The following is a 23,424-nucleotide window of genomic DNA, read 5'->3' as shown; positions in this document are numbered from 1 at the left end:
TATGTCGTTAGATACACATTTACTCAGGGGCAGATGACAGCATCAATGCAACCAATCGATGACTATCGATAGATTTGATCGCATGTTTAACAAGTACGCTTTCCATATCTGCTATGAAAATCATTAAGTCTTGCGGTGACATTTGCATGCTCACGGTAGCAAGTTGCTGATTAATGGCCGCTGCGCTGTTCAACATCTTTTCTTTTTTAAATGCCGTATCGCCAAATACACGTGACTCAAACAATAAACCAATCTTTGACTGCCAATCTGCTGCACTAATCAGTAAATATTGGCTTTGGTAATAAAACAATAACAGCGGCAGCGCTTTATCTTCGATGTATGTCGTACTAGCAGATTCAGTTAACGCCTTATTTAAATCGTCAATCACGTCCAGACAATAAGGCAAAGATGTCGAATTTATTGCTGCATCGTTAGAGATATTACGGGTGTTTTGAATGTTATTTTGATTAATATTTTCAGAGACAAATAATGTGTCTACGGTTTGAGAAGTAGGCGTATTTTCTGATAACTGATAGCGCTGTTTGGGTGCTTGGACTTGCTGGCTTTTGGTTGAATGAGTAGTCGATGATGTCTGTTCCATTTGAGCAGCGAAAGTATTATTTATAGACAGACTATTATTTAATACCTGACTATCATCATTAACGGAATTAATGGTCTTTTTGCTAATTACATTTTTAAGCTTTGTCCGAATCGCATGACTGAGATGCGCCATGATATTATTTAACGGACTGATTTTGATACGCTGTTTAGATGGGTGTACATTAATATTAAGCCACTCAGTTGGCAGATCAAAATAAAGCGCATAGCCAATACCTGCTAACTGAGCGGTTTGGGCAAGTTGACGTAGCTGATTGCTAATCAATGCTTCTTTAACCAGTCGTCCATTTACATAGATTAACTTTGGTAAAGTATCTTGCGTATTAATGATAGGCCATAACCAGCCATTAATGCTGGCTTGAGCGCCAAAGCTACTATCAACGTAGTCTTTAGGCGACTGTATTAAATTGCTCAGATCTAATGCTATTTCTAAGGCCTTATCCGTTAATGGCAACCCAGTCGCTTGCTCAAGACGTGATAAAGGCAGACGATTAGCGTTATTGTTGCTGTTGTCATTGACAGACATTGCTCTTGAAGAAAGAGACAGCCGCTTTTTATTATCATGAAACAGCGTCAGCGCCACATCTGCGCGCGCTAAAGCCACTTCTCGCACTATCGTTTCGATATGACCAAACTCGGTGGCAATAGATTTTAAGTTGCCGCGACGGGCTGGTACGTTAAAGTATAAATCTTTAACGGTAATGGTCGTACCACGATGATGCACAACTGGCAGCAACTTTGGCATATCGTCCAATACACCCGCGACTTGCAACTGGCGACCAACACCACTGTCATCATGACTACTGGCTAAGGTCAAACGAGAAACCGCCGCCGTTGCTGCCAATGCTTCGCCGCGAAAGCCTAAGGTCGTAATACCATGCAAATTAGCAACATCCGCGACTTTACTGGTTGCATGACGGGTAATGGCCATAACCATATCATCAGGATGGATACCCGTGCCATTATCGACCACTTCAATCATACCCATGCCGCCTTGGGTAATATGAATCGCAATCTTACTCGCACCAGCGTCAATCGCATTTTCAAGCAATTCTTTAACCACGGCTGCTGGGCGCGTTACTACCTCGCCCGCTGCCAATTGATTAATCAGCAGCGGCGATAGCTTTTTGATGCGAGTATGAGAATGGTTGTCTGGCATTTGTGGCATTAAGAGGTATCGTTATTTTGCGTGGTGATAAATGATGCTGTCGGCTATTGGTGATTTACATTGGCTACAGATATGAGATGCAAACTAAATCTTAAGAGAGGATAAATCCAAGCCTTGCGCTTGACCTGACTTTGATAATCGCAGCTCAACTTGACGGGCTTCTTTTTTATTATTGTCTACGCTGTCACTTTGAACCATATCAATAAATAAAGTCGGCGGCGGTAAATAGCTGTCCGCACGGCTGGCCCATTCGATAATAACCAACGCATTTGGCTCATCTAAATACTCATCGAAACCGATAAAAGATAGCTCTTCTGGATCTTGCAAACGATATAAGTCAGCATGATAAACTGGCTTAATTGACCCATCATTTTGCTCGATACTATAAGGCTCAACTAAGGTATAAGTCGGGCTTTTAACGGCACCCGTATGTCCGAGCGCTTGCAACCAATAACGAGTCAGCGTGGTCTTACCTGCACCCAGATCTCCCGCCAGCCAAACGCTACCGGATAGTGGTAAAGTTGCCAATTGCGCTGCCAAACTCTGGGTATCGGCTTCAGAGTACAGTGTCAACGTTTTAACGTTTTTGTCTTCTTTTATACTATTAGACATCAGAGTTACCTGCCTGTACTTGCATAGTCACGGATGGATTGACAAAGCTTTCACCGCGAATCAGCTTGGCATATAACTCAGGGTCATGCCATTCACTGCTGACTTGATCGCTAAACTCAAACGCTTCTAAATTAAGCTTGCCCATTTGCTCATTGGCCACATCATCAGCAAAACACTGCGCATAACCGGTTGCAGTTTCGTGTGCAATCACCGAGTAAACGCTGACATCAGATTCACCGTTTCGCATTTGGGTTTGTTTTAGAATCTCTTGCGCCCAAAAGAATATCACGCGTGAGAACTGCTCTGCTGATGGCGATACCGGCAAGCTTATCCAGCGTGCACTGAATTTTTTGCAGGCGGCGATATACTCAGGGTCGTCTTTGTTCCAAAAGCAGATCGCATGATCAAAGCTGTCGATAATATCTTTTATAGACGATTTTAATAAACCGAAATCATAGACCATCTGCCCATGGTCTAAGCGCTTAGCCTCAAGAATCAATTCGATTTGATAGCTATGACCATGGATAGAATGCTTGCAGCGCTCTGAGCTACAATTACGCACAATATGCGCATTTTCAAATTTGAACAGTTTACGGATACGCATAATAATCAACCAAAACAGTAAGCATCGTTGTGCTAAATATGAGTATTACAAAAGCTTGCCGCGACGACTCATCGGCTTGTGGCTCATTATAGCAAATCACGATGACTCCGTAAGTAAGCACTTATTAATAGCCATATTGACTAAATGAATCCATAACCCTAAACACCCCTTTATCAAATCTATTTATCAAAAATAATTTGAGGAGCAGGATTAAAAAGAGATGTCTAAATCCAATCGTAGGTGAATTGTGCTCATGCTATCTATTGCGACACCTTAAGCCTATACTCATTGCAGTACGCAAAATTTGCATCATCAGCATTTAACCTAACCTTTAAGCTTGTTTACACTGGTTTTAAAGGGATTACGGCTTATCTCAAGAGGAAAATACCATGAGTAAAGGTCAAGACAGTAAAAAGAACGTAAAAAAGAAACCGCTATTAACGGCAAAAGAGAAAAAAGCCGCTAAGCAATCTAAAAAAGATGACAACGGCAGTATCTTAGGTAAACATTAATATTTAGTGCATCAGTATGCTAACTGAAGCTATATTAATCTAAACCATACTAATTAAAGCTATGCCAATTGAACCTCACGGTTTGATTGGCATTTTTTATGCTAGGTACTGTTTTTATAGTAGCTACTGTTTTTATGCTAGGAACTGTTTCATACTAACTACTGTTTTTATGCTAAGTACTGCGCGGCGCAAACATAATAATTGCCATGCCTAGCAGCGCTACGACAGAACCCAATATATCCCACGTGGTCGGCCTGATGCCGTTCACTGTCCACAGCCAGATAATTGCCATCGAAATATAAACTCCGCCGTAAGCGGCATAAACTCGACCAGCTGCGGTTGGATGCAAAGACAATAGCCAAACAAAAGCAACTAAACTTAGCGCACCCGGAACAAGCAGCCAAATCGACTTACCTTCTCGTAGCCATAAATAAGGCAGATAGCAGCCTGCTATCTCTGCCAATGCGGTCAGCGCAAACAATCCAACGGTTTTTAACTCAGTCAAAACCATCTACTCCTAAACGGGGATAAATCCTGTCATATACTGTACGGCATTGCCAGAAATCATTACTCTGTCACCTGCGACGACACAGTCTAAAATACCGCCTCGTTTTGATGCTTGATAAGCAATCAATTCATTTTTACCCAAACGCTCCGCCCATAATGGTGCTAAAGCAGTATGAGCCGAGCCTGTCACTGGGTCTTCATCGCCACCATTAGCAGGCCAAAAATAACGTGAGATAAAATCGTAGCTCGCGTATGTAGCAGAATTAGCCTGACAGGTGACCACTACATCTAATGGCGCAAGCTGTTTTAGTCGCTCGTTATCGCGCTCTACGTTTAGGACATCTGCTTCGGCATTATAAATCACAAAATATGCTTGGGTATTTTTATAAACTTCGACTGGTGCAATAGACAATCCTGCCAGCAAACTCTCGGGAATATCTTTGACCTTTTCGGGCTTAGTATTGGGAAAGTCCATTTGTATTTTGCCATCGTCTGTTTGCACGATAGTTAAAACACCAACGGCTTTGGCTGAAAACTTAATGGTTTCTACATCAGGATGTTTGTTAAATAACACAAAGGCTGACGCCAAGGTTGCATGACCGCAAAAAGCAATCTCAGACAATGGTGAAAACCAGCGGATATGATAAATACCGTCATCTTCAAGAACAATAAAAGCTGTCTCCGATAAACTATTCTCAAAGGCAATCGATTGCATCAAATCATCATTTAACCAATCATCTGTAATGATAATCGCCGCTGGATTTCCTTTAAAAACGGTATCCGTAAAAGCGTCGACGACATTGATTTCTAGTTGCATCTTATATTCTCGCTGTTATTTTTTTATAACTTTATGGTTTTATAGCTTTATGAGGTTACCGCCAATATCAATCAACAATAAATAGCTTAGCGCCTGTCTTCGTTGATGAACGATGTGCAATCGTATTGTCCGCTACTTGATAAGTCATACCGGCTGTTAAGGTAAAAGTACGCCCATCCTTTAACTCAGTGTTTAGCTCGCCCTCAATACAAAATAAAATATGCCCTTTATCGCACCAGTGATCGGCAAGGTAGCCGGCAGAATACTCAACCATATGCACATTAATAGTATCAAATTCACGAGTCTTCCAATATCCTGTACCCGTTTCGCCTTTGATTTCTACCGCTTCTACTGTCGTCCAGTCGGTAGTAGCAAAAGGTATGTTTTTCATTTCCATGACGTCATCTTCCTGATTTAATCGATCATTTATGCATAATAATTCTCTTTACTTACTATACCTCAAATCCAGCGCCGCACTTTATTCAGATATGCTTGATAAGTTTTACCAAATTTTCGTGCCATCATTTGCTCTTCTGGCTGTATCTGAAAGCGTGTCATATAAAGTATAAAAACGGGTAATAACACAAACGCTAGAAAGTGCGACAGATAGAATGCCCAGCCTAATAAGATAAGCACCAAGCCTAAATACATCGGATTGCGACTATATCGATATATGCCACTGGTCACTAAACTAGATACTTTCTCAAGCGCCTGCGGATTGGGTGTGGTCTGCGCCTTTCTAAATTGCGTCACACCCATGACACCTAAGCTCATTCCGATCACACCCAAACCCACTGTCAGTGCCAGTGCAGTTGAGCCGTTGAGTGAGAACGTCAAAGCAGGAACCATTTTAGAGACGCCATACATGGCAGCTGCCGTAATAATGACTTGTGCTACTGGTGGTACTTTAAGCGCTAGAGCGTTCATGGTTGCACCTTATATATGACTAAACAACGATTTTAAACAACGAACCTAAACCATTCATTATCTATTATAACTGCTAACTATTTGTGTGTTTATTTTTCTACCTGTGCCTGTATCTAGCAACTGCACATTTCACACCGCTATCATTGGTATTTTCCATATTATAAAACTTTATTCATACTAGAATTGGCGCCTATATTACTTCTAGAAGGTTATAATTGTCCTCTGTTTAATTTTTAGTCTTTATTACAGTAAAGGATTTGTCCCTCAGACTGTCATTAAATTTAATGAGGAAGTTAGCATCATGATGCGTATCGGATTGTTTTTATTAACCAACTTAGCGGTGATTGTGGTATTTAGCATCGTGTTTGGTATTTTATCTCGATTTTTTGGGATTGGTGGCGTACATGGCACAGGCGGGCTAAATTACACCAGCCTTGCCATTATGTGCGGTATATACGGCATGGTTGGCTCGATGGTTTCGCTATTTATCTCAAAATGGATGGCCAAAAGATCAACGGGGACGGTGGTTATTGAAACGCCAAGCAACGCCACGGAACAATGGCTGGTAGATACCGTTGCTAAACAAGCACGAGCGGTAAATATTGGCATGCCAGAAGTGGGAATTTTTAATAATTCCCAGCCGAACGCATTTGCAACCGGTTGGAATAAAAATAAAGCGCTGGTCGCGGTTTCATCTGGTCTGTTGCAAAATATGAATCAAGATGAAGTAGAAGCGGTATTGGCGCATGAGATCGGTCACGTGGCCAATGGTGATATGGTAACGCTTGCGCTTATCCAAGGCGTGGTAAACGCCTTTGTGATGTTCTTTGCGCGTATTATCGGCAGCTTCATCGACCGTACTGTCTTTAAAAATACCAGTGATAGCCCCGGCATTGGCTACTTTGTGACGAGTATTGTGATGGATATTTTGCTTGGATTTTTGGCGTCTGCCATCGTTATGTGGTTCTCACGTCTGCGTGAATTCCGTGCTGATGAGATGGGTGCTAAGCTTGCTAGCAAAGACAAGATGATTAGTGCGCTTGATGCCTTGCGTCCTTCTGCACAACGTCCAGACCAAATGCCAGAGAGCATGAAGGCATTTGCAATCTCGTCTGGGCAGTCTACAGGCTTTAGTATCGCTAACCTTTTCCGCTCACATCCAACGCTGGATGATCGTATTGCGGCGTTGAGGAAGTATAATCCTAGTGAGGGGTGATGGAAAACTCTTGAAATGCTACAGGCGTAATTTTTAGATTGTATTAATATCTATAAATTATGCCTTAGCTTTATGCAGTAAGAGATTTGGTTACGAAAATATAAATCCTATTGTCATACGGACTTTTTATCTGATGCCTGAAATATAACTATTGAACTTAGTTCTTCCACTCACGCGTTCCACTAATATTCGACATTACATCATTAAAATTAAAATTGGAATCTATATTGGGTGAGCGTTCACCTGATTTTTGATCATAAATATAACTAACACAGTCGCAGTCATCATCTATTTCACCACAGTTTTTACATTCAGAGCTACAGAAATCAATCATTCTATCAATAGCATCATGAGACTCATACTCATAAATGAAATCGCCATAACCAAAACCACCGTGTATCCTACCATTGATAAAATCATCTACATCATTGTGATTTTCTATGTCACAATCAAAAATTTTTGCAATAGGTCTCATTACTACCCGGCAATAATCAAAACTATATAGTTGAGACTTAAAAAATACTTTCCCTTCATTATTAGATAAGTTATGAAAGCTTAAATCACCATATATTTCTATTAAATCAGCATATCTATTTTGGTCTAATTCAACATGCTTAAATGAGTTATTAACAGCATCTAGCAGTTTAAACTTGTTATTTATGTTAGAACATCCATCTACGTGATATCTTTTATCAAACTGAGATATCAAATCTTTTCTAAATATGGGATTAGAATTATCAGATGAAGCGGAAACTTTTTTAACAATGAAATGTATATAGTCTATCGCATGAGATAATATAGCGTTAAAAGAAAAAGCGTGATGAAGTAAGACTTCATTTTTATTTAGTAGGATAAAAAACTCTTTAGACGCTGGAATTAACACATCATTTATATATGAGAGGAGATAGATAGCATCACTTTCTTCTGATTTTTCAGTATAAAATTCCATTTTTTTCCTTAATTGTCAGTTGCAGTAGGTTGCGTCCAACCTAACTATAATATAAGTATCGGTATAAATGAGTACGCTTATTTATCAGATGATACAAATTTCCGCTTATTCAAATGCATTTCAACCACGATAAATCCTAGCAAGAACGCGATGTCACCGCTAGCCCTGACTGTAGCGGCTATCCTGCCATAACTGCTAGGTTGCAAAGGCTCGGTGGGTCAGGGTGTCGCGATAGCAGCAACCTGTCCCGCCAGTAGCCGCTGCCCTAGCAGAAATGGCAGATAATAGCGGATGGCAGGATTGGCTCCCCGATTATCTGTATGGTTTAATCACGACCAGCGGCTTAACTCTTACCGATTGTCCCCACTGACGTCAACGCACTGTCCAGACCAGTATTATTGTCTCCTGGGGTGCTAATAAAGGTCAGGTAAGCTTCGTATTGCTCAAGGACATCATCGATAACTTGCTGCTTGGTCAGTCCCATCAAATCATAACCGCCAGTGCCAGTTTGGGTCGTCACCTCTAAACGGTAATAAACGTCACTGACCGGCGACATCTTGCCACTAAAAGTCGGTGACGGCGTCTCAACCATGGATACTTGATAATAAAAGTTATTCAGAGCATCGGTGGATACCTTTAGTAATGGCCCACCAATATCTATATCATCAGCTATATGAGGAGTATTATCGCGCTCGATATCGTAGCCTTGACGCTCAAACTCATTGGCGACATCGTTTAGCGCTGGGCGGACGATACGCTCAAGGAATTGGACGGTCTCACGCTTGGATGGATACGCAAGCATTTGTCCCAGTCGCTGCTTCCATGAACGCTCTGGTATATAGCCGCCACTTGGCGTGACAGAAGGACGGCGTAGCACGGTGCCCTCGCGCTCGGCTCGTTCTATTTTTAACGCTTTAGAAAAAGAGAACATCACTAGATAAACGATAATGGTCACAGGAAGCGCGAAGATAAGTGTGGCGTATTCCATGGTAATGACGCCGCCTGCGATCAACATAGAGATGGTCAACATCGCCGTCAATACCGCCCAAAAAATGCGTAGCCACTTCGGCCCATCTTCTGATGGATCAGGAATAGAGGTCGAGAAGTTCGACATGACCATCGCCCCTGAGTTGGCGCTGGTGATATAGAACAGCAGTCCTGAGAGTGTCGCTAAGGCCACCAAGATAGTCGCCCCTGGGAACAGCTCAAGCAGCGCGTACCAACCGCGCTCTGGGCTTTGAACGGCAAGCTCAGCGAAAGCGGTATTGCCTTGCAATACCTGATAAAGGGCTGAATTCCCAAAGAAAGAGACAATGATAAAGTCACATAATACCGGTACGGTAACCGCGGCGATAACGAACTCACGTAGCGTACGCCCACGCGAAATACGGGCTAAAAACACCCCAACGAACGGCCCCCATGCCAGCCAAAACGCCCAAAAGAACAGCGTCCAACTGCCCATCCAGTCGCTACTACCGGGTACATACGCAAAGGTTTTAAACATCCGAGCAGGTAAGGTCACAAAGAACTGACCAAGGTTTTCGACCAGAGCATTTAATAAAAACGCCGTCTCGCCAGCGATCAGGATAAACGCCATCATCGCCACCGCGCTCCAAAGATTGAGCTCGGAGATCCAGCGGATACCACGGTCAACACCTGAGGTAGTGGCAAGAATGGTCAAGATAACGGCACCAACCACGAGGGCAATCTGTAACGTTAAACCTTCCTCTAAACCAAATAACTTTGAAAAACCAACGTTTAGCAGTACCACACCGATACCCATCGTCGTCGCCACACCGAACACTGTACCCACTAACGCAATGATACTAATACCATGACCAATAGGGCCTTTTACGCGCTTACCAAGTAGTGGGTAAAGGGCCGCTCGAATGGATAATGGCATATCCCAGCGGTAGGCAAAATAACCCATCGCCATACCAAGTAGTGCGTAAACTGACCAGCCAGCGATACCATAATGAAACATCGTCCAAACGACGGCATCTTGCATGGCTGCAGCGCTCGCCCCATCACCAGAGGGCGGGGTTAAATACTGTACTACAGGACCGGTCACCGAGAAAAACAGCAAATCAATACCAACGCCGGCCGCAAATAACATCGCCGCCCACGTACCTAGCTTATACTGCGGCCGCGAATCGTCAGGCCCAAGACGGATGCTGCCTTCTTTGGATAATGCGACCCAAAGCACGAAGCCGATGACCATCACCATCGTAATCACGTAATACCAGCCAAGATTGGTCGCAATCCAATCTACCACTGCTTTCATCGTCGTGCTGGCGCTACTAGGCATAAAAATCGCCCATATGGAAAAGGCAACAATCACCAGCGATGAGATAATTAGCACGCTCCAATTAATATGGGCAACGCTGTTTTCTGATAACTCTTGCGCACCTTTTTGCAGATCATTACGCGATATAGGAACATCTTCATCGAAAGGCTTGGATTGACGTTTTGTACCGCCAAATTGGCTACGCTCGAACGGCGTGCGTGAATTTTTGACTTGTTGCTGTGCTTCGGTTAAGTGCTCGTCTTCCCTTTCGTTACTCATGTTTATCCCTGTATTTAACCTTTTGTCTGACATGCATTATTTTTAAACTGATTCAATTATAACGCTTAGCTCATCTTAGTGAATAAACAGATAATAACAGATGGCGAGATTGACTCTCTATCTTATGAAAAGGAAAATAGCACAGTTAATATCAGGATATTACCCCGCTATTTGACGAAGTTTGGCAAAATTTAGCCATTTTTAGGTCATTTAGATGTCTATCGATTGAATTGAGAACATACCCTAACTCTCACACTTTACTTTTTTAAACTCCCACGCCATTGAGCCAACCTTTTTTGCAACTAAAATATCATTGCCTGATAAAAACAAAACCCCTTCAATGCCTTTAAAATTATCGCCTGTACAAGTGTAATGGCTATAGGAATCTACTTTCAACGCAAAGGCTTGAATCAGTACATCGCTATATTTTGAGATATTGCCAACGGCGACGAGACTCATACCCATGATAAATACAAAAGCGATGCCTGTAAGCAGTTTTTTGCCCAAAGGCTGACGGTTAGTTGTTGCTGGTTTATCTGTTTTTTTGAAATAAAAATATAAGCCAATAGCTATCAGGTAACTGCTGAGTAATGCCATGATGGCGTATTTAAAGAAAATAATAGCTGTCAATACGCTAGTCGTAAGCGCTAAGTTACTGGGATCAACTAAGAATATGCGATTCACTTCTCCAATTGCCCAAAGATAAGCACGCGCACTGATTAAGGCGACCAGTAAATAAAGGACAACTTGACCCCAGATGCTAGACTTTAGGTAGAGATAAACGATATTTTTAATCGATACCATAATGAGCATGATAAATAAAACAGCAGCGATTGACAGGGTAAGACCATAAGACACATGAAACGGCAAATGTAGCGCAAAACTTAGTACTAAGGTACTACTAAGAATAACAAGTATGATGGCGAACTTAGCAAAAAGCCGTGTGGTTTGAATCAACCATTCTCTAACAGCATCGACAGTAATATTTGGCGTTTCTACAGGTTTTTGCTCATCAATATTCATGGATATGGCTGTCCTTTATATAGAGTACAATCAGAGCTAAGGTAATAGCTTGGGCGCGCAGCGGCGTTGGGGCAAAAATGAATAGCCGTTATTTTCTCAGCCCAATCTGGCTCAGTGAGATGCGGCAAACTGGAAAAACCAGCCCTAAAAAATCATCTAAAACCATCGAAGACTTCTGATAAATTGTTTAAAAGCGTCTACAAACCCAATCGCCGTATCATCGCAAGATACGATAATGATATTAGATGGCGCTTGCTAAAACCATTAGGTCAATCGGCTAAAAGTCTTTAAAAGTATGATTTTTAAGAAAATTACTGTCTAGCGCGACAATTTTCCTTATACCGTTTATAGCAATTATTTTTATGATAGAAGTAGCCACACAAAAAAGCATCCTATCAAGCCATGGCTCAATAGGATGCTTTTTATTTAACAGACAATAAAAGCTAACGCAAGAATTTAAATATCAAACTCAAGTGCTCTATCGCCTTCGCTATCTTTGATACGCGTTGGCAAACCAATCTTATTCAATAGATTGATAAACGGCTTGGCATCCAGCTCTTCGACGTTGACCATTTTGCCCGCATCCCACTCACCAGTTGCGACCAACATGGCAGCAGCGACGGGTGGTACGCCTGCGGTATAAGAGATACCTTGGCTACCGACTTCGTTATAGGCTTCTTTATGATCTGAGATATTGTAGATAAACACCTCGCTATCAACGCCATTGATTTTACCTTTAACCTTATCACCGATGCAGGTCTTGCCGGTATAATTTGGCGCCAGTGAGCTTGGGTCTGGTAGCACGGCTTTGACCACTTTTAACGGTATCACTTCTTGCCCTTCCGCAGTCATCACCGGCTGCTCAGACAATAAACCTAGATTTTGTAGCACGGTGAAAACATTAATATAATGCTCACCAAAGCCCATCCAAAAGCGGATGTTTGGCACATCTAAGTTAGCCGATAAAGAATGAATCTCGTCATGACCACTTAAATAGCTGTTTTGCACACCAACGACTGGCAAATCATCGGTACGCTTTACTTCAAACATCTTATTCGACTGCCACTTACTGTCCTGCCAAGAATAAACCGTACCAGTAAATTCACGGAAGTTAATCTCAGGATCGAAGTTGGTGGCGAAGTACTTACCGTGGCTGCCCGCATTGATATCAATAATGTCGATATCAGTCACAGAGCCTGCATCCATCATGTCATAGCCAAGGCGCGCATAGGCGTTGACCATGCCGGGATCAAATCCTGCACCCAAGATTGCCGTGACATTATTGTCCGCACAGCGCTGCTTACGCTGCCACTCATAGTTATCATACCATGGCGGCGTCTCGCAAATCTTGCGCGGATCTTCATGAATAGCGGTATCAATATACGCAGTACCCGTCTCGATACAAGCTTCTAAAACAGTCATATTCACAAATGCCGAACCGACATTGATAACGATTTGAATACCCGTTTCTTGAATAAGCTGTATCAGCGCTTGGCTATCCATGGCATCGACTTGATGCGTATGCAAGACAGCAGCTTGCTTAAAGCTACCTTTGTCTTTGACGCTTTGGGCGATGGCATCACATTTATCTCTAGTACGTGAGGCGATATGAATCTCGCCGAGCACATCATTATGCATCGCACATTTATGCGCGACCACTTGAGCAACGCCGCCTGCGCCGATGATAAGTACATCTTTTTTGTTGGACTTAGCTTGTTGGTTTGTGTTCAAAGAACAATCCTCCTTTGTGTCCCTGTCGATACCATTGATATTGGCTATGCAAAACAGAAACGAGTGAATGATATGCGTGAATTAAAAAGGAAGACCGAGGAAAACCCACGCACCCGTTAGACAAATCCGACTGCCTTTGCCAGTGGCAATTATAACAATTTTTACTTACTTTTCGGCAAAAATTACAACATAACTTAGAAAATTCAAGACCAATCCTCATTTCTAGATAGTTGTTTGGCAGCTATTATTTAATAATGCCAAGCATAACAGCGTTATGACAAACTCGCCTTATAATCTTGATAATCAAACTCGCGCTGAATATCAATACTGCCGTCCAGACGACGGATAACAATTGCCGGCATGTTAACGCCATTAAACCAGTTTTTCTTCACCATGGTATAGCCTGCCGCATTACCAAACGCAATCTTATCGCCTATCTGTAAATTGCTAGGTAACGCATATTCGCCAAAGATATCACCTGCTAAGCAAGAACGCCCGTAAATAATGGTGTTATCGACGGCATCGTCTACTTGGTCTTTGTTGACAGGTGCAATAGCCATGAACTCACCATTAATAGACGCTATAGGCGCCGACTCACGATAAATCAGCAAATCAAGCATATGCGCTTCGATAGATGCATCAACAACGGCTAGATTTTTTTCATTGTGCATGGTATCTAATACTGTCGTCACCAATGAGCCAGCGCCATGAATGCTCGCCTCACCCGGCTCAAGGTAAACTTGTACACCGTATTTTTCGCTAAAGCCTTTTAATCTGTCTGCCAATTTTTCCAATGGATAATCAGGCGCGATAAAATGAATACCACCGCCCAAACTGACCCATTCAAGCTGTGCTAAGACGTCACCAAATCTGTCTTCAATATCGGCCAAGCTTGCGCTAAATGCCTCAAAGCTGTCATTTTCACAGTTGTTATGAATCATAACCCCAGTGATATCACCAAGTACCGCTGCAATCTTATCTTTATCATGCTCACCAAGGCGACTAAAAGGACGAGCAGGATCAGCGATAATAAACGATGAATTACTGGTCTTTGGATTTAAGCGTAATCCAACTGGGATGTTTTTTGCTGCTGCTTGACCTTTAAACGCATTTAATTGCGAGATAGAATTAAAAATAATTTTATCTGCATAACTTAATACTTCGTCGATTTCATCCGCGCTATAAGCGACGCTGTAGGCATGGGTTTCTTTTTTATCTTGGTTATTAACATTATTGTTAATATCGGCGCTATTATTACCAAAAGTCTCGTAGCCTAATCGCACCTCATTCAATGAAGACGAGGTGGTGCCATGCAAATAGGGTTCCATCACATCAAAAACACCCCAAGTTGCGAAACATTTGAGCGCGAGTAAGGCCTTGGCGCCCGATAGCTCGCACAGACGAGCGATAATCTGCATATTTGCGACAATCGCCGCTTCATCAAGCAAATAGTAAGGCGTTTTTAGCGCCGCAAGAGAGACAGCTGGTGTTGAGTTCATAAGAGATAACCTAATAGCTTTAACAATATACGGCGATAATAGCTTAATGCTAACGATGGCTTAGTGGCGCTCTGTGATACAGTCATGACACGTTATCACACATTGTGACAAGGCCAAATGACAGGGCCAAATAAGTGCGCTATAGTAGTATAAATTCATCACAATTAGAATAGCTTATGTCACTCTCAACCGATTATTCTACCTCAAAAAGCCATACCAATTTATCGTCACTCGAGCTCAAAAATATAAATTTAGAGCATCTCGATTCAGAGGCGCGTGCCGTGTTGGATTTTTGGTTTGACAAAAACAATGAGCCATACTGGTTTGCGCAAAATGATGACTTTGATAAGCAGATAAATGATAAGTTTGGCAAGATTTGGCAAGCCGCAAAACAAGGTGAATGCGTTACGTGGCGCATTGCAGACGCGCCAGCCGATAGCAACAGCTCAATCACAGCGTTGGCGGGACGCTTGGCTGAAATCATTGTCTTAGATCAGTTCTCACGTAACTTATGTCGCGAGCAAGCATGCGCGTTTGCTCAAGATGGTATGGCATTGGTATTGGCACAAGAAGCCATTGGGCAGCCACATTTTGATACCCTACCAACGCCGTGGCGTAAATTTATTATTATGCCATTTATGCATTCTGAGTCAGCGATGATTCATAAACGTTATCTACCGCTTTTTGAGCAACTAAACGATGCCGACACTTTAGACTTTGAGCGTCGTCACAAAGACATTATTGATAAGTTTGGCCGTTATCCGCACCGCAATGAGACCTTGGGTCGTGAATCAACTCTCGAAGAAGAGGCGTTTTTACAGCAGCCCAACTCGTCTTTTTAAGCAGTTGTTAAACTTTAAGCCTTAATAGAACCTAACTGTTTAATAATGAAATAAAAACCACCTGTTCAATAAACAGATGGTTTTTATATTTGAGTGATAGAAAATTTTACTTGTGTGGTTTACTTGGGTTTTTTACTTTGTAGCTATTTATTCAATACATTTGCTTAGGCTGTTTTCTAAATATCTTAACCACTTACCTATTGCCACTCTCGGTATGCGTCACGTTTTCAAGCGCTTTTCTTACCGGTGCAAAGCTACGTCTATGCGCGGCTAACACACCATGAGCTGAAATAGCTTCCATATGGGCGCGCGTCGGATAGCCTTTATGCTTAGCAATGCCATATTCAGGATATTCAGTATCAAGCGCATACATGGTTTTATCACGGCTCACCTTTGCCAAGATACTAGCGGCCGCAATACTGGTATGACGCGCATCGCCTTTTACCCACGCTTGGCAGTCAATGACTGAACGCTCTATGCCTGATTTAGCAAGGCTTGCATAATCCAAATCCGGACAGCGATTACCATCAATTAATACTTCACACTGCCTTTTATCACCGGTATTAAGATGCTTGGCAACTATTTCTAATAAAACCTCAGTACATAAACGCATACCCAGCATCGTTGCTTGCAAAATATTGACTTGGTCGATGACCGCTGCCGGTATATCAGCGACGATGTGACCGACAGCATATTGCTGAACCAATGGATAAAGAATGTCGCGTTTTTTTTCACTCAGCTGCTTAGAATCCGTCAATATAGATAATGGCGTACCTTTGAGTGGCGCGTCCTCGATTAGCCCTGACCAAGTAGCAGGTAATATTGCAGCAGCAACATTGACACTGCCTAGCAGAGGTCCGCGCCCTGCTTCGTCTACACCAATTTGTATGGGTACTTGTTCGCGCTCTTCATTTATCGGATATTGCGCAAGTAACTCAGAGATATTTAACTGACCTGATAAATGTATGGGAGCAGCCAGTTGAATATACTGACCTTTAATATCTACTTGCTCGATACAGATGCTAATTGGCGTGAAAGGATTTGCGCTGCAAGGTGTGTTACTCATAAAATTGTACTGTCTTATTTATTTAAAAATTTAAGTGTGATGCAAATGATATTGAAGCTAGTTTAATTATGCTTAGGGAATTTACCTTTATTGAACTTGGGATTGATGATTATCCTGCAAAAACCACTGTTCAATCACGCTATTAGCAGGGTCATGATTACTCTGCTGTTGTAATAAATGCTTGGTATCAATGAGCGCCTTTAATTGCTCAGCATAGGCGCGAGGCTGCAGCAGACGCATCACGGTACGACAGATGTTATCACCACTTGCCTGCTCTTGGATAAGCTCGGGCACAATCGCGCTGTCTGCCAAAATATTGGGCAAACCCACATAAGGCACTTTAACCAAACGTTTAGCAATCTGATAGGTCAGCTGATTTAGCTGGTAAATCACCACCATAGGCCGCTCAAGTAACATGGCTTCCAAGGTTGCAGTACCCGATGCCAGCATCACCATATCTGATGCCGCCATCGCTTGCTGACTAAAGGTTGGCTGACTGTCATCATAGACCACCACAATCGCCGCGCGCAGCTGCTCTGAGCGCTTATCAATGACATCTTGCACGATATATTGATGATTTTGATCGACCGTTGGAATGATAAAACACAGCTTTGGGTCTAATAAAATCAGCTTTTGGATACCATCGAGCATGAGCGGCAAGATTGCTGTAATTTCACCGCGTCTCGAGCCTGGCATGACACAGATAAGCTGGCTTACATCATCAAAGCGGTCGATAAAAAATTGCTGCAAGCCGTCATTATGCCAGACCAATTCACTACGGCGCTGATTGACTGTCGTCTCAAGTAGCGTCTGATCAATAGTACGTAGCAGCGGATGACCGACACATATCGCCGGATGATTATGACGCTCATAAACGGGCAGCTCAAATGGGAATAAGCAAAGCACCAAATTGGTCGCCGCTTTGATATTATGAATACGCGACTCACGCCATGCCCAGATAGAAGGGCTGACATATTGTACGCAGAACACCCCTTGTGGCTTAAGCTTCTTCGCCACTCGTAGATTAAAATCAGGCGCATCGATACCGATAAACCAATCAATATCGGCGGCTTTAAAGGCCGTTAATAATTCACGCCGCGCTTTAAGCAAATCAGGTAGTTGCGCCATCACTTCTACCAAGCCCATCACTGCCAAACGAGATAATGGAAAAATACTTTGTAGCCCTTGCGCTTTCATTTTTGCGCCGCCAACACCAACCCAAATGATATCATCGCGCAGGTTATTCATCTGCTGCATAAAGTCTGCACCCAAGCTATCCCCTGACACTTCACCAGCGACAATCCCTATGACCAGTGGCGCACCCGTCACAGCAGGCATCGCCTCATAAGCATTATAGCCATCAGGCGCTGACGTTAAATCAGAAGGTTGGTGAGGCGTAGCAGAATCTGTCATGACAAGCTCTCAATATCAAGTTAGTACCATCAAAGCAGTACAGTTAAAATAGGACAAAAAATACAATATGGATATTATAAAATATAGTATATGAAATCGCGCATAAGATGCCTATTAAAAGCCACCTTAGCAGCATTTATTAGGCTCAAGCTCAATTTATAAGTCTTAAATGCGGTTGTTTATAAGCTCATCATACGTGACAGTGCTTAAAATAGCTAAATTAGCCAATAAAAGCTCGATAACTACTGTCTAAAACCACAACGCTTATTCATTAGCACAGACAAAATTAACTCTCATTTTAACACCTAATTTTGATACCTATTAACCTTAGCATATAGCTCAGACTCGGCAATGATAACGAAGTTTTAACCTCACCATTCCAGTTAGCAGTCAATTAACTGTGCGACTGCCCTTGTCAACCGGCGCTTTTGTCCGCATAATGAATATCCCTATAAATCAGCTAGACGATATATAACCATGACAACACCAGTTATCCATAATGCAGATATTGACGACGTGAATATTGAAAAATTCATTCCTTTAATCACTCCCGCTGAGCTAAAGTCTGAGCTACCTTTGTCGAATGACGCCTATAACACGGTTCTAAAAGGTCGCAATACCATCCAAGATATCCTCGATGGTAAAGACAAGCGTCTATTTGTGGTTATTGGCCCCTGCTCTATTCACGATATTAAAGCCGCCCACGAATATGCCGATCGCTTAGCCGTATTGGCAAAAGAGATTGAAGACAGCATCTTCGTTGTGATGCGCGTCTATTTTGAAAAGCCACGTACCACGGTTGGTTGGAAAGGCATGATTAACGACCCTGATATGAACGACAGCTTTGATATCGAAAAAGGTCTGCGCACTGCCCGTAAGCTATTGCTTGATTTGAATGAAAAAGGTCTGCCGTGCGCCACTGAAGCGTTAGACCCAAACACACCGCAGTACATGCAGGATTTGATTAGCTGGTCAGCGATTGGTGCGCGTACGACTGAAAGCCAAACGCATCGTGAAATGAGCTCAGGCTTATCATGCCCAGTTGGCTTCAAAAACGGTACAGATGGCGGTATGACGGTTGCTGTTAATGCCATGCAAGCAGTGAAGGAAGGTCATAGCTTCCTTGGCTTATCAGCAGATGGCAAAGTTTCTATCATCAAATCAAAAGGCAATCCTTACGCACACGTGGTACTACGCGGTGGTAATGGCAAGCCAAACTATGATGAAACCGCTGTTGCGCAAGTTGAAAACGAGCTGGCTAAAGGCAAGACCAATAGTAAGATTATGATTGACTCAAGCCATGCCAACTCAGGTAAAGACCCGTATCTGCAACCAATGGTCATCCAAAACGTTGCCGAGCAGATTAAAAATGGTAATAAATCTATCATCGGTCTGATGATTGAGAGCCATCTAAAAGGCGGCAATCAAAAGCTGACGGCTGATTTGAGCCAACTTGAATATGGCAAATCTATCACCGATGGTTGCTTAGATTGGGATAGCACGGTCACTGCCATGCGCAATCTACGTGACATGGTTAAAGACGTATTACCGAATCGTTAATCTTTAATAACAATTGCCCATAAGCAAACGTCATTAAGTTTTTTAAGCATTATTAAGCGTTTCATAAAAAAGCCCGTCCGATAATAATATCGGACGGGCTTTTTCTTATAAAATCATTTAGTTTATGGTTATAGAGTCATTTAACTCACCCTACTCGCTCGCTGACCCTAAAACACTGTTTAAGCTTTCAATTACGTGCTTAGAAGTTGCTTGCTTTTGCAGTTCAAGTAACTGCTCATGCGCCATTTGACGACGTGGTTCAGCCAAGGTATTCCAACGTGCCAGCACTTGTAATAAGCGCGATGCTAACACAGGATTGGCGTCATCCAGCTTTTTAATCACAGCGATATAAATATCTAACCCTTCTTGTGTCCATAAGACCGTTGGCTGCGAGGTAAAGGCACTGATGACTGAGCGCACACGGTTGGGCGTATTCCAATCAAAATCTGCATGCGCAAGTAAGGATTTAATAGTATCAGGTGTGACCGTATCAGCAGACGCTTGCACACTGAACCATAAATCGATGACCAAATCATTATTTTGGAAGCGCTTATAAAAGTCTGCTAAGTATTCATCAGCGTTTGCCAGTTGATGATTGACCATCACTTTTAACGCGCCAAAACGTTCTGTCATACAGCTGGCATTATCATACTGCTGCTGCGCCCATTCAGGAGCACCAGCAACGTTGGCGGTCAATGCCATATCGAGTACCACATTACGTAAAGCACGGGTGCCACGAGCGGCGGCACTGTCTTCATAAGCCTGCATCGGTAGCTGCTTATAAAGTTCTGCCCATTGATCTTTTAGCGCTTCTGCCAGCTGTTGATATAAGCCTTCACGCTGTGCTTTTACCAGCTCTGGATCGTAATCTTTATGAATGGCAGACGCCAACTCTGGTGCTGACGGAATATCAAGCAAACGCGCCGCCAACATCGCATCACTAGCAGCCAATTCAGGTAAGGTCTGCGCCACTGCTTGCAAATATATATCAGGACTGCTTTTCGCGCCTTGACCTTGCAGTAAAATGCGATTGACGAGCATTTGCGTCACTTGCCAGCGGTTAAAGCCATTGTTCTCATATTTAAGCAAAAACGCCAAATCTTCATCTTGATAATCATAATTGAGCTGTACTGGCGCGCTAAAATCACGTAGCAAGGATACCACTGGCTCGCTTACTACATTTTCAAAGGTAAAGGTTTGCGTGGCTTGATCGAGAAGCAACATACGCTCAGCGACGATAGCACCAGACTCTTTATCAAATAGTGCGGTCGATACGGGTATCGGCAATGGTTTTGGTGCATCAAAGCCTGCAACATGACGAGTTTGCTGACTCAAGGTAATGGTCAATGTCTGCGTCACGCTGTCATAATCTTGGTGACCAGAGACCACAGGCGTACCGGGCTGACGATACCAATCGATAAAGTCTTCAATCTTGCTATCAGTAATACTAAGCGCCGATAAAAAGTCTTCAACCGTGACCGCTTGCCCATCATAACGACGGAAGTACTCGTCCGTACCTTTACGGAAGTTATCAGGCCCTAACGTATTGGCAATCATACGCACGATTTCAGCACCTTTTTCATAAACAGTGGTGGTATAAAAGTTATTAATCTCAACGAAACTTTCGGGGCGTACAGGGTGCGCTAACGGTCCTGCATCCTCAGCAAACTGATGGGCGCGCAAGGTTGCCACATCATCGATACGCTGGACGGCACTTGACTGCTGGTCGGCTGAAAATGACTGATCACGGTAAACGGTAAAGCCTTCTTTTAGACACAGCTGAAACCAATCACGGCACGTAATGCGATTGCCCGTCCAGTTATGAAAGTATTCATGGGCAATGATAGATTTGACACTAAAGCTACGTGAATCTGTGGTGGTCTCAGGGCTAGACAGTACACAAGCGGTGTTAAAGATATTTAAACCCTTATTTTCCATCGCGCCCATATTAAACTGGCTAACCGCCACAATCATATAACGGTCTAAATCATAAGCGCGACCATAATTGACCTCATCCCATTGCATCGAATCTTTTAAAGCTTGCATGCCGACAGCACATTTATCGATATCTTCAGACTTCGCATACAGCTCAAGCATTACCTCACGCCCTTCGCTCGTCGTATAGCTATCAGCCAATACATCTAAGTCAGCGATAACACAAGCAAACAAATAGCTTGGCTTATTGGTCGGGTCTTGCCAAATCGCATAATGACGCTCAGGTGCATCCGACACTTCACCCGCTTCTAGCAAATTACCATTACTCAACAGCGTTGGGAAACGCTTATCAGCTTCTAAGCGTGTGGTAAATATCGCCAGCACATCAGGACGGTCTGGATAAAAGGTAATCTTGCGAAAGCCCTCTGGCTCACACTGGCTGACAAACATGGTATCGTCACCACTGCCGGCAATATATAAGCCTTCAAGCGCCGTATTGGTATGCGGATGGATGCGTACTTGCAGCTGTAATTTGGTGTTTTCTGGCGCATCGGTAATGGTTAATGTGCCCTCAGCTTGCGTATAACGATTACGAGCAAGCGGCTCATCATTAAGCTTAATAGATATCAGCTCAAGCGCTTCGCCATACAGCACCAAATCGCCGTCAGTCTGACGCTGCATCACCAAAGTACTATCTACAATGGCATGATCATCAAATAGCTTAATATCCAAATCAACGGTTTCGACATCAAAGCTTGGTGGTCTATAATCTTTTAAATGAATTTTACTTGGAGCATGTGATGGCACATCTGGCATGTCAGGATTGATAATTTGAGCAGCGGTTTCAGTGGTGGACATGGAAGTTCCTATTATTATTTATGATAAAAAGCTTACAACACTTAGCTACATTGCTCTAAACCACCAAATTTCAAGTGCGAGGATGAATAAAAACCAGCTTAGCATTTATTGCTCAGGTAGTAGTCATGGCTAGCATGAACCGCTCGCCTTTTTATTCATTTATAAATTACTATCGCCTTTATCCATCACAGCAGTTAATCATTGGATAATGCGTAGTAACATGATGTAATAGGCTGATTGCTAACCTGACTACCAATTAAACGACCAACCTTATGACGACTTATGCTTCAAACATTACTTTACCATTATTAAGTGCTTATATTGAGGCATTACTACCTTCATTAGCCGCGCCTACCCAGAGCCAAGCAACTGAGCAACTAACCTCTGTCGATAATCATCAGGGTGAAATATTGTGGGTCGTACCAGATAAGCAAGAACGCTTAAATCTACAAGCCCAACTTAGAGATAGCATTGCTATTATAAAAAGCAGCGCGCCTGACAGTCTCTATAAGAACGATGAAAATAATGATGAAATGGCAGCATTGCCTATAGCGACTTTAACCGAGCTTACCCAACAAGCGCGGCCTGAACGTTATAACTTGGCCTGCTTTTGGCTACCTACCTTATCAGCAGAATTACTACAACAGTATATCCCCCTACTCATGCGCTATCGGGACATCTATGCCGCCCATTTACTTATCGTGCTTGATAAGGCAATAGATTTGCGCGCTTACGGTTTGACACCGTTCGATATTTTGAGCGAAGCATCTTTAGACAAGGATATCACTCATCAGAAAGACACCACTTTATTGACGGCATCGTCGCCCATATCCGCCACACTTTGGCAGTTTAATTTGTACGATTATAAGCAATTGCCAAACTGGCTCAATGCTGATTACTGGGCGAACCCTGAAAACTGGGGTAAGAACCGTTGGTGAAATATCGGATAGGTATATGTAAATTCTCGAATTATTTACAGTAATACTACTTACATAAAGTAA

General features: G+C 42.8%; 20 protein-coding genes. 5 read left to right on the top strand and 15 right to left on the bottom strand.

Annotated features, from left to right (window positions below):
• Positions 1–19: 19 nt before the first annotated feature.
• The 3 genes from mutL to B3Q63_RS07865 form a co-directional block, all read right to left on the bottom strand.
• Entirely contained in the window at positions 20–1,777 is a 1,758-nt protein-coding gene (mutL, locus tag B3Q63_RS07875) for a DNA mismatch repair endonuclease MutL (RefSeq protein WP_414706328.1), read from the bottom strand.
• A gap of 93 nt (positions 1,778–1,870) precedes the next feature.
• Positions 1,871–2,398: a tRNA (adenosine(37)-N6)-threonylcarbamoyltransferase complex ATPase subunit type 1 TsaE gene (gene tsaE, locus B3Q63_RS07870; RefSeq protein ID WP_271134493.1), complete on the bottom strand. Its 528-nt coding sequence runs from the start codon at positions 2,396–2,398 to the stop codon at positions 1,871–1,873.
• Positions 2,391–3,002 carry a 6-pyruvoyl trahydropterin synthase family protein gene (locus tag B3Q63_RS07865; protein ID WP_296175538.1) on the bottom strand — a complete coding sequence of 204 codons (612 nt, stop codon included), beginning with the start codon at positions 3,000–3,002 and terminating at the stop codon, positions 2,391–2,393. Before B3Q63_RS07865 ends, tsaE begins: the two co-directional genes overlap by 8 nt.
• A gap of 389 nt (positions 3,003–3,391) precedes the next feature.
• Here B3Q63_RS07865 and B3Q63_RS07860 point away from each other — a divergent pair, with 389 nt between their 5' ends.
• Positions 3,392–3,514 (top strand): hypothetical protein, encoded by a 123-nt coding sequence (locus tag B3Q63_RS07860; RefSeq protein ID WP_020443648.1) that lies wholly within the window; start codon positions 3,392–3,394, stop codon positions 3,512–3,514.
• A gap of 172 nt (positions 3,515–3,686) precedes the next feature.
• Here the strand turns inward: B3Q63_RS07860 and B3Q63_RS07855 are convergent, their stop codons facing one another.
• The 4 genes from B3Q63_RS07855 to B3Q63_RS07840 form a co-directional block, all read right to left on the bottom strand.
• Positions 3,687–4,019, bottom strand: coding sequence for a YnfA family protein (locus B3Q63_RS07855; RefSeq protein ID WP_200662141.1), 333 nt, complete (start codon positions 4,017–4,019; stop codon positions 3,687–3,689).
• Positions 4,020–4,031: 12 nt separating this feature from the next.
• Positions 4,032–4,838 carry a PhzF family phenazine biosynthesis protein gene (locus tag B3Q63_RS07850; RefSeq protein WP_296175531.1) on the bottom strand — a complete coding sequence of 269 codons (807 nt, stop codon included), beginning with the start codon at positions 4,836–4,838 and terminating at the stop codon, positions 4,032–4,034.
• A 67-nt stretch (positions 4,839–4,905) separates the two neighbouring features.
• Entirely contained in the window at positions 4,906–5,235 is a 330-nt protein-coding gene (locus tag B3Q63_RS07845; RefSeq protein WP_200662139.1) for a DHCW motif cupin fold protein, read from the bottom strand.
• Between the two features lie 62 nt (positions 5,236–5,297).
• Positions 5,298–5,765, bottom strand: coding sequence for a methyltransferase family protein (locus B3Q63_RS07840; protein ID WP_296175527.1), 468 nt, complete (start codon positions 5,763–5,765; stop codon positions 5,298–5,300).
• A 301-nt stretch (positions 5,766–6,066) separates the two neighbouring features.
• On the opposite strand from B3Q63_RS07840, the gene htpX reads away from it, so the two are divergent.
• Positions 6,067–6,981 (top strand): protease HtpX, encoded by a 915-nt coding sequence (gene htpX / locus B3Q63_RS07835; protein WP_296175525.1) that lies wholly within the window; start codon positions 6,067–6,069, stop codon positions 6,979–6,981.
• Positions 6,982–7,138: 157 nt separating this feature from the next.
• Here the strand turns inward: htpX and B3Q63_RS07830 are convergent, their stop codons facing one another.
• The 5 genes from B3Q63_RS07830 to B3Q63_RS07810 form a co-directional block, all read right to left on the bottom strand.
• Positions 7,139–7,930, bottom strand: a complete 792-nt coding sequence (locus tag B3Q63_RS07830) for a hypothetical protein (RefSeq protein WP_296175523.1) — start codon at positions 7,928–7,930, stop codon at positions 7,139–7,141.
• 343 nt (positions 7,931–8,273) lie between these two features.
• Positions 8,274–10,496 carry a choline BCCT transporter BetT gene (betT, locus tag B3Q63_RS07825; protein ID WP_296175521.1) on the bottom strand — a complete coding sequence of 741 codons (2,223 nt, stop codon included), beginning with the start codon at positions 10,494–10,496 and terminating at the stop codon, positions 8,274–8,276.
• A 243-nt stretch (positions 10,497–10,739) separates the two neighbouring features.
• Positions 10,740–11,519 carry a hypothetical protein gene (locus B3Q63_RS07820; protein WP_296175519.1) on the bottom strand — a complete coding sequence of 260 codons (780 nt, stop codon included), beginning with the start codon at positions 11,517–11,519 and terminating at the stop codon, positions 10,740–10,742.
• Positions 11,520–11,975: 456 nt separating this feature from the next.
• Positions 11,976–13,250, bottom strand: a complete 1,275-nt coding sequence (locus tag B3Q63_RS07815) for a saccharopine dehydrogenase family protein (protein ID WP_296175518.1) — start codon at positions 13,248–13,250, stop codon at positions 11,976–11,978.
• 272 nt (positions 13,251–13,522) lie between these two features.
• Positions 13,523–14,749 (bottom strand): carboxynorspermidine decarboxylase, encoded by a 1,227-nt coding sequence (locus B3Q63_RS07810; protein ID WP_296175516.1) that lies wholly within the window; start codon positions 14,747–14,749, stop codon positions 13,523–13,525.
• Between the two features lie 176 nt (positions 14,750–14,925).
• Between B3Q63_RS07810 and B3Q63_RS07805 the strand changes: the two genes are divergently transcribed.
• On the top strand, positions 14,926–15,591 hold the full coding sequence (locus tag B3Q63_RS07805) for a DUF924 family protein (protein ID WP_296175514.1): 666 nt from the start codon (positions 14,926–14,928) through the stop codon (positions 15,589–15,591).
• A gap of 193 nt (positions 15,592–15,784) precedes the next feature.
• Here the strand turns inward: B3Q63_RS07805 and B3Q63_RS07800 are convergent, their stop codons facing one another.
• A complete protein-coding gene (locus B3Q63_RS07800) occupies positions 15,785–16,657 on the bottom strand; it encodes a ribonuclease HII (protein ID WP_296175512.1) in 873 nt (290 codons plus the stop codon).
• Positions 16,658–16,744: 87 nt separating this feature from the next.
• Entirely contained in the window at positions 16,745–17,995 is a 1,251-nt protein-coding gene (gene lpxB, locus B3Q63_RS07795; RefSeq protein WP_414706327.1) for a lipid-A-disaccharide synthase, read from the bottom strand.
• 552 nt (positions 17,996–18,547) lie between these two features.
• Between lpxB and B3Q63_RS07790 the strand changes: the two genes are divergently transcribed.
• Complete coding sequence (locus B3Q63_RS07790) at positions 18,548–19,630, top strand: 3-deoxy-7-phosphoheptulonate synthase (protein WP_201619352.1); 1,083 nt, start codon at positions 18,548–18,550, stop codon at positions 19,628–19,630.
• A gap of 150 nt (positions 19,631–19,780) precedes the next feature.
• Here B3Q63_RS07790 and pepN read toward each other — a convergent pair whose 3' ends face one another.
• Positions 19,781–22,423 carry an aminopeptidase N gene (gene pepN, locus B3Q63_RS07785; RefSeq protein ID WP_296175508.1) on the bottom strand — a complete coding sequence of 881 codons (2,643 nt, stop codon included), beginning with the start codon at positions 22,421–22,423 and terminating at the stop codon, positions 19,781–19,783.
• A 272-nt stretch (positions 22,424–22,695) separates the two neighbouring features.
• Here pepN and B3Q63_RS07780 point away from each other — a divergent pair, with 272 nt between their 5' ends.
• Entirely contained in the window at positions 22,696–23,361 is a 666-nt protein-coding gene (locus B3Q63_RS07780) for a DUF6231 family protein (protein WP_296175506.1), read from the top strand.
• The last annotated feature ends 63 nt before the right edge of the window (positions 23,362–23,424 follow it).

Origin of the sequence: Psychrobacter sp. UBA2769, from assembly GCF_002352555.1 — a bacterium.
Lineage (GTDB): Bacteria > Pseudomonadota > Gammaproteobacteria > Pseudomonadales > Moraxellaceae > Psychrobacter > Psychrobacter maritimus.
Note: the sequence above shows the minus strand (reverse complement) of the source record. Positions and strands in the feature narration are given on the sequence as shown.

Bases quoted from the DNA above. Each gene is read 5' to 3' on its own strand.
- mutL (WP_414706328.1), bottom strand. From the start codon at position 1,777: ATGCCAGACAACCATTCTCATACTCGCATCAAAAAGCTATCGCCGCTG.
- tsaE (WP_271134493.1), bottom strand. From the start codon at position 2,398: ATGTCTAATAGTATAAAAGAAGACAAAAACGTTAAAACGTTGACACTG.
- B3Q63_RS07865 (WP_296175538.1), bottom strand. From the start codon at position 3,002: ATGCGTATCCGTAAACTGTTCAAATTTGAAAATGCGCATATTGTGCGT.
- B3Q63_RS07860 (WP_020443648.1), top strand. From the start codon at position 3,392: ATGAGTAAAGGTCAAGACAGTAAAAAGAACGTAAAAAAGAAACCGCTA.
- B3Q63_RS07850 (WP_296175531.1), bottom strand. From the start codon at position 4,838: ATGCAACTAGAAATCAATGTCGTCGACGCTTTTACGGATACCGTTTTT.
- B3Q63_RS07845 (WP_200662139.1), bottom strand. From the start codon at position 5,235: ATGGAAATGAAAAACATACCTTTTGCTACTACCGACTGGACGACAGTA.
- B3Q63_RS07840 (WP_296175527.1), bottom strand. From the start codon at position 5,765: ATGAACGCTCTAGCGCTTAAAGTACCACCAGTAGCACAAGTCATTATT.
- htpX (WP_296175525.1), top strand. From the start codon at position 6,067: ATGATGCGTATCGGATTGTTTTTATTAACCAACTTAGCGGTGATTGTG.
- B3Q63_RS07830 (WP_296175523.1), bottom strand. From the start codon at position 7,930: ATGGAATTTTATACTGAAAAATCAGAAGAAAGTGATGCTATCTATCTC.
- betT (WP_296175521.1), bottom strand. From the start codon at position 10,496: ATGAGTAACGAAAGGGAAGACGAGCACTTAACCGAAGCACAGCAACAA.
- B3Q63_RS07820 (WP_296175519.1), bottom strand. From the start codon at position 11,519: ATGAATATTGATGAGCAAAAACCTGTAGAAACGCCAAATATTACTGTC.
- B3Q63_RS07810 (WP_296175516.1), bottom strand. From the start codon at position 14,749: ATGAACTCAACACCAGCTGTCTCTCTTGCGGCGCTAAAAACGCCTTAC.
- B3Q63_RS07805 (WP_296175514.1), top strand. From the start codon at position 14,926: ATGTCACTCTCAACCGATTATTCTACCTCAAAAAGCCATACCAATTTA.
- B3Q63_RS07800 (WP_296175512.1), bottom strand. From the start codon at position 16,657: ATGAGTAACACACCTTGCAGCGCAAATCCTTTCACGCCAATTAGCATC.
- lpxB (WP_414706327.1), bottom strand. From the start codon at position 17,995: ATGCCTGCTGTGACGGGTGCGCCACTGGTCATAGGGATTGTCGCTGGT.
- B3Q63_RS07790 (WP_201619352.1), top strand. From the start codon at position 18,548: ATGACAACACCAGTTATCCATAATGCAGATATTGACGACGTGAATATT.
- pepN (WP_296175508.1), bottom strand. From the start codon at position 22,423: ATGTCCACCACTGAAACCGCTGCTCAAATTATCAATCCTGACATGCCA.
- B3Q63_RS07780 (WP_296175506.1), top strand. From the start codon at position 22,696: ATGACGACTTATGCTTCAAACATTACTTTACCATTATTAAGTGCTTAT.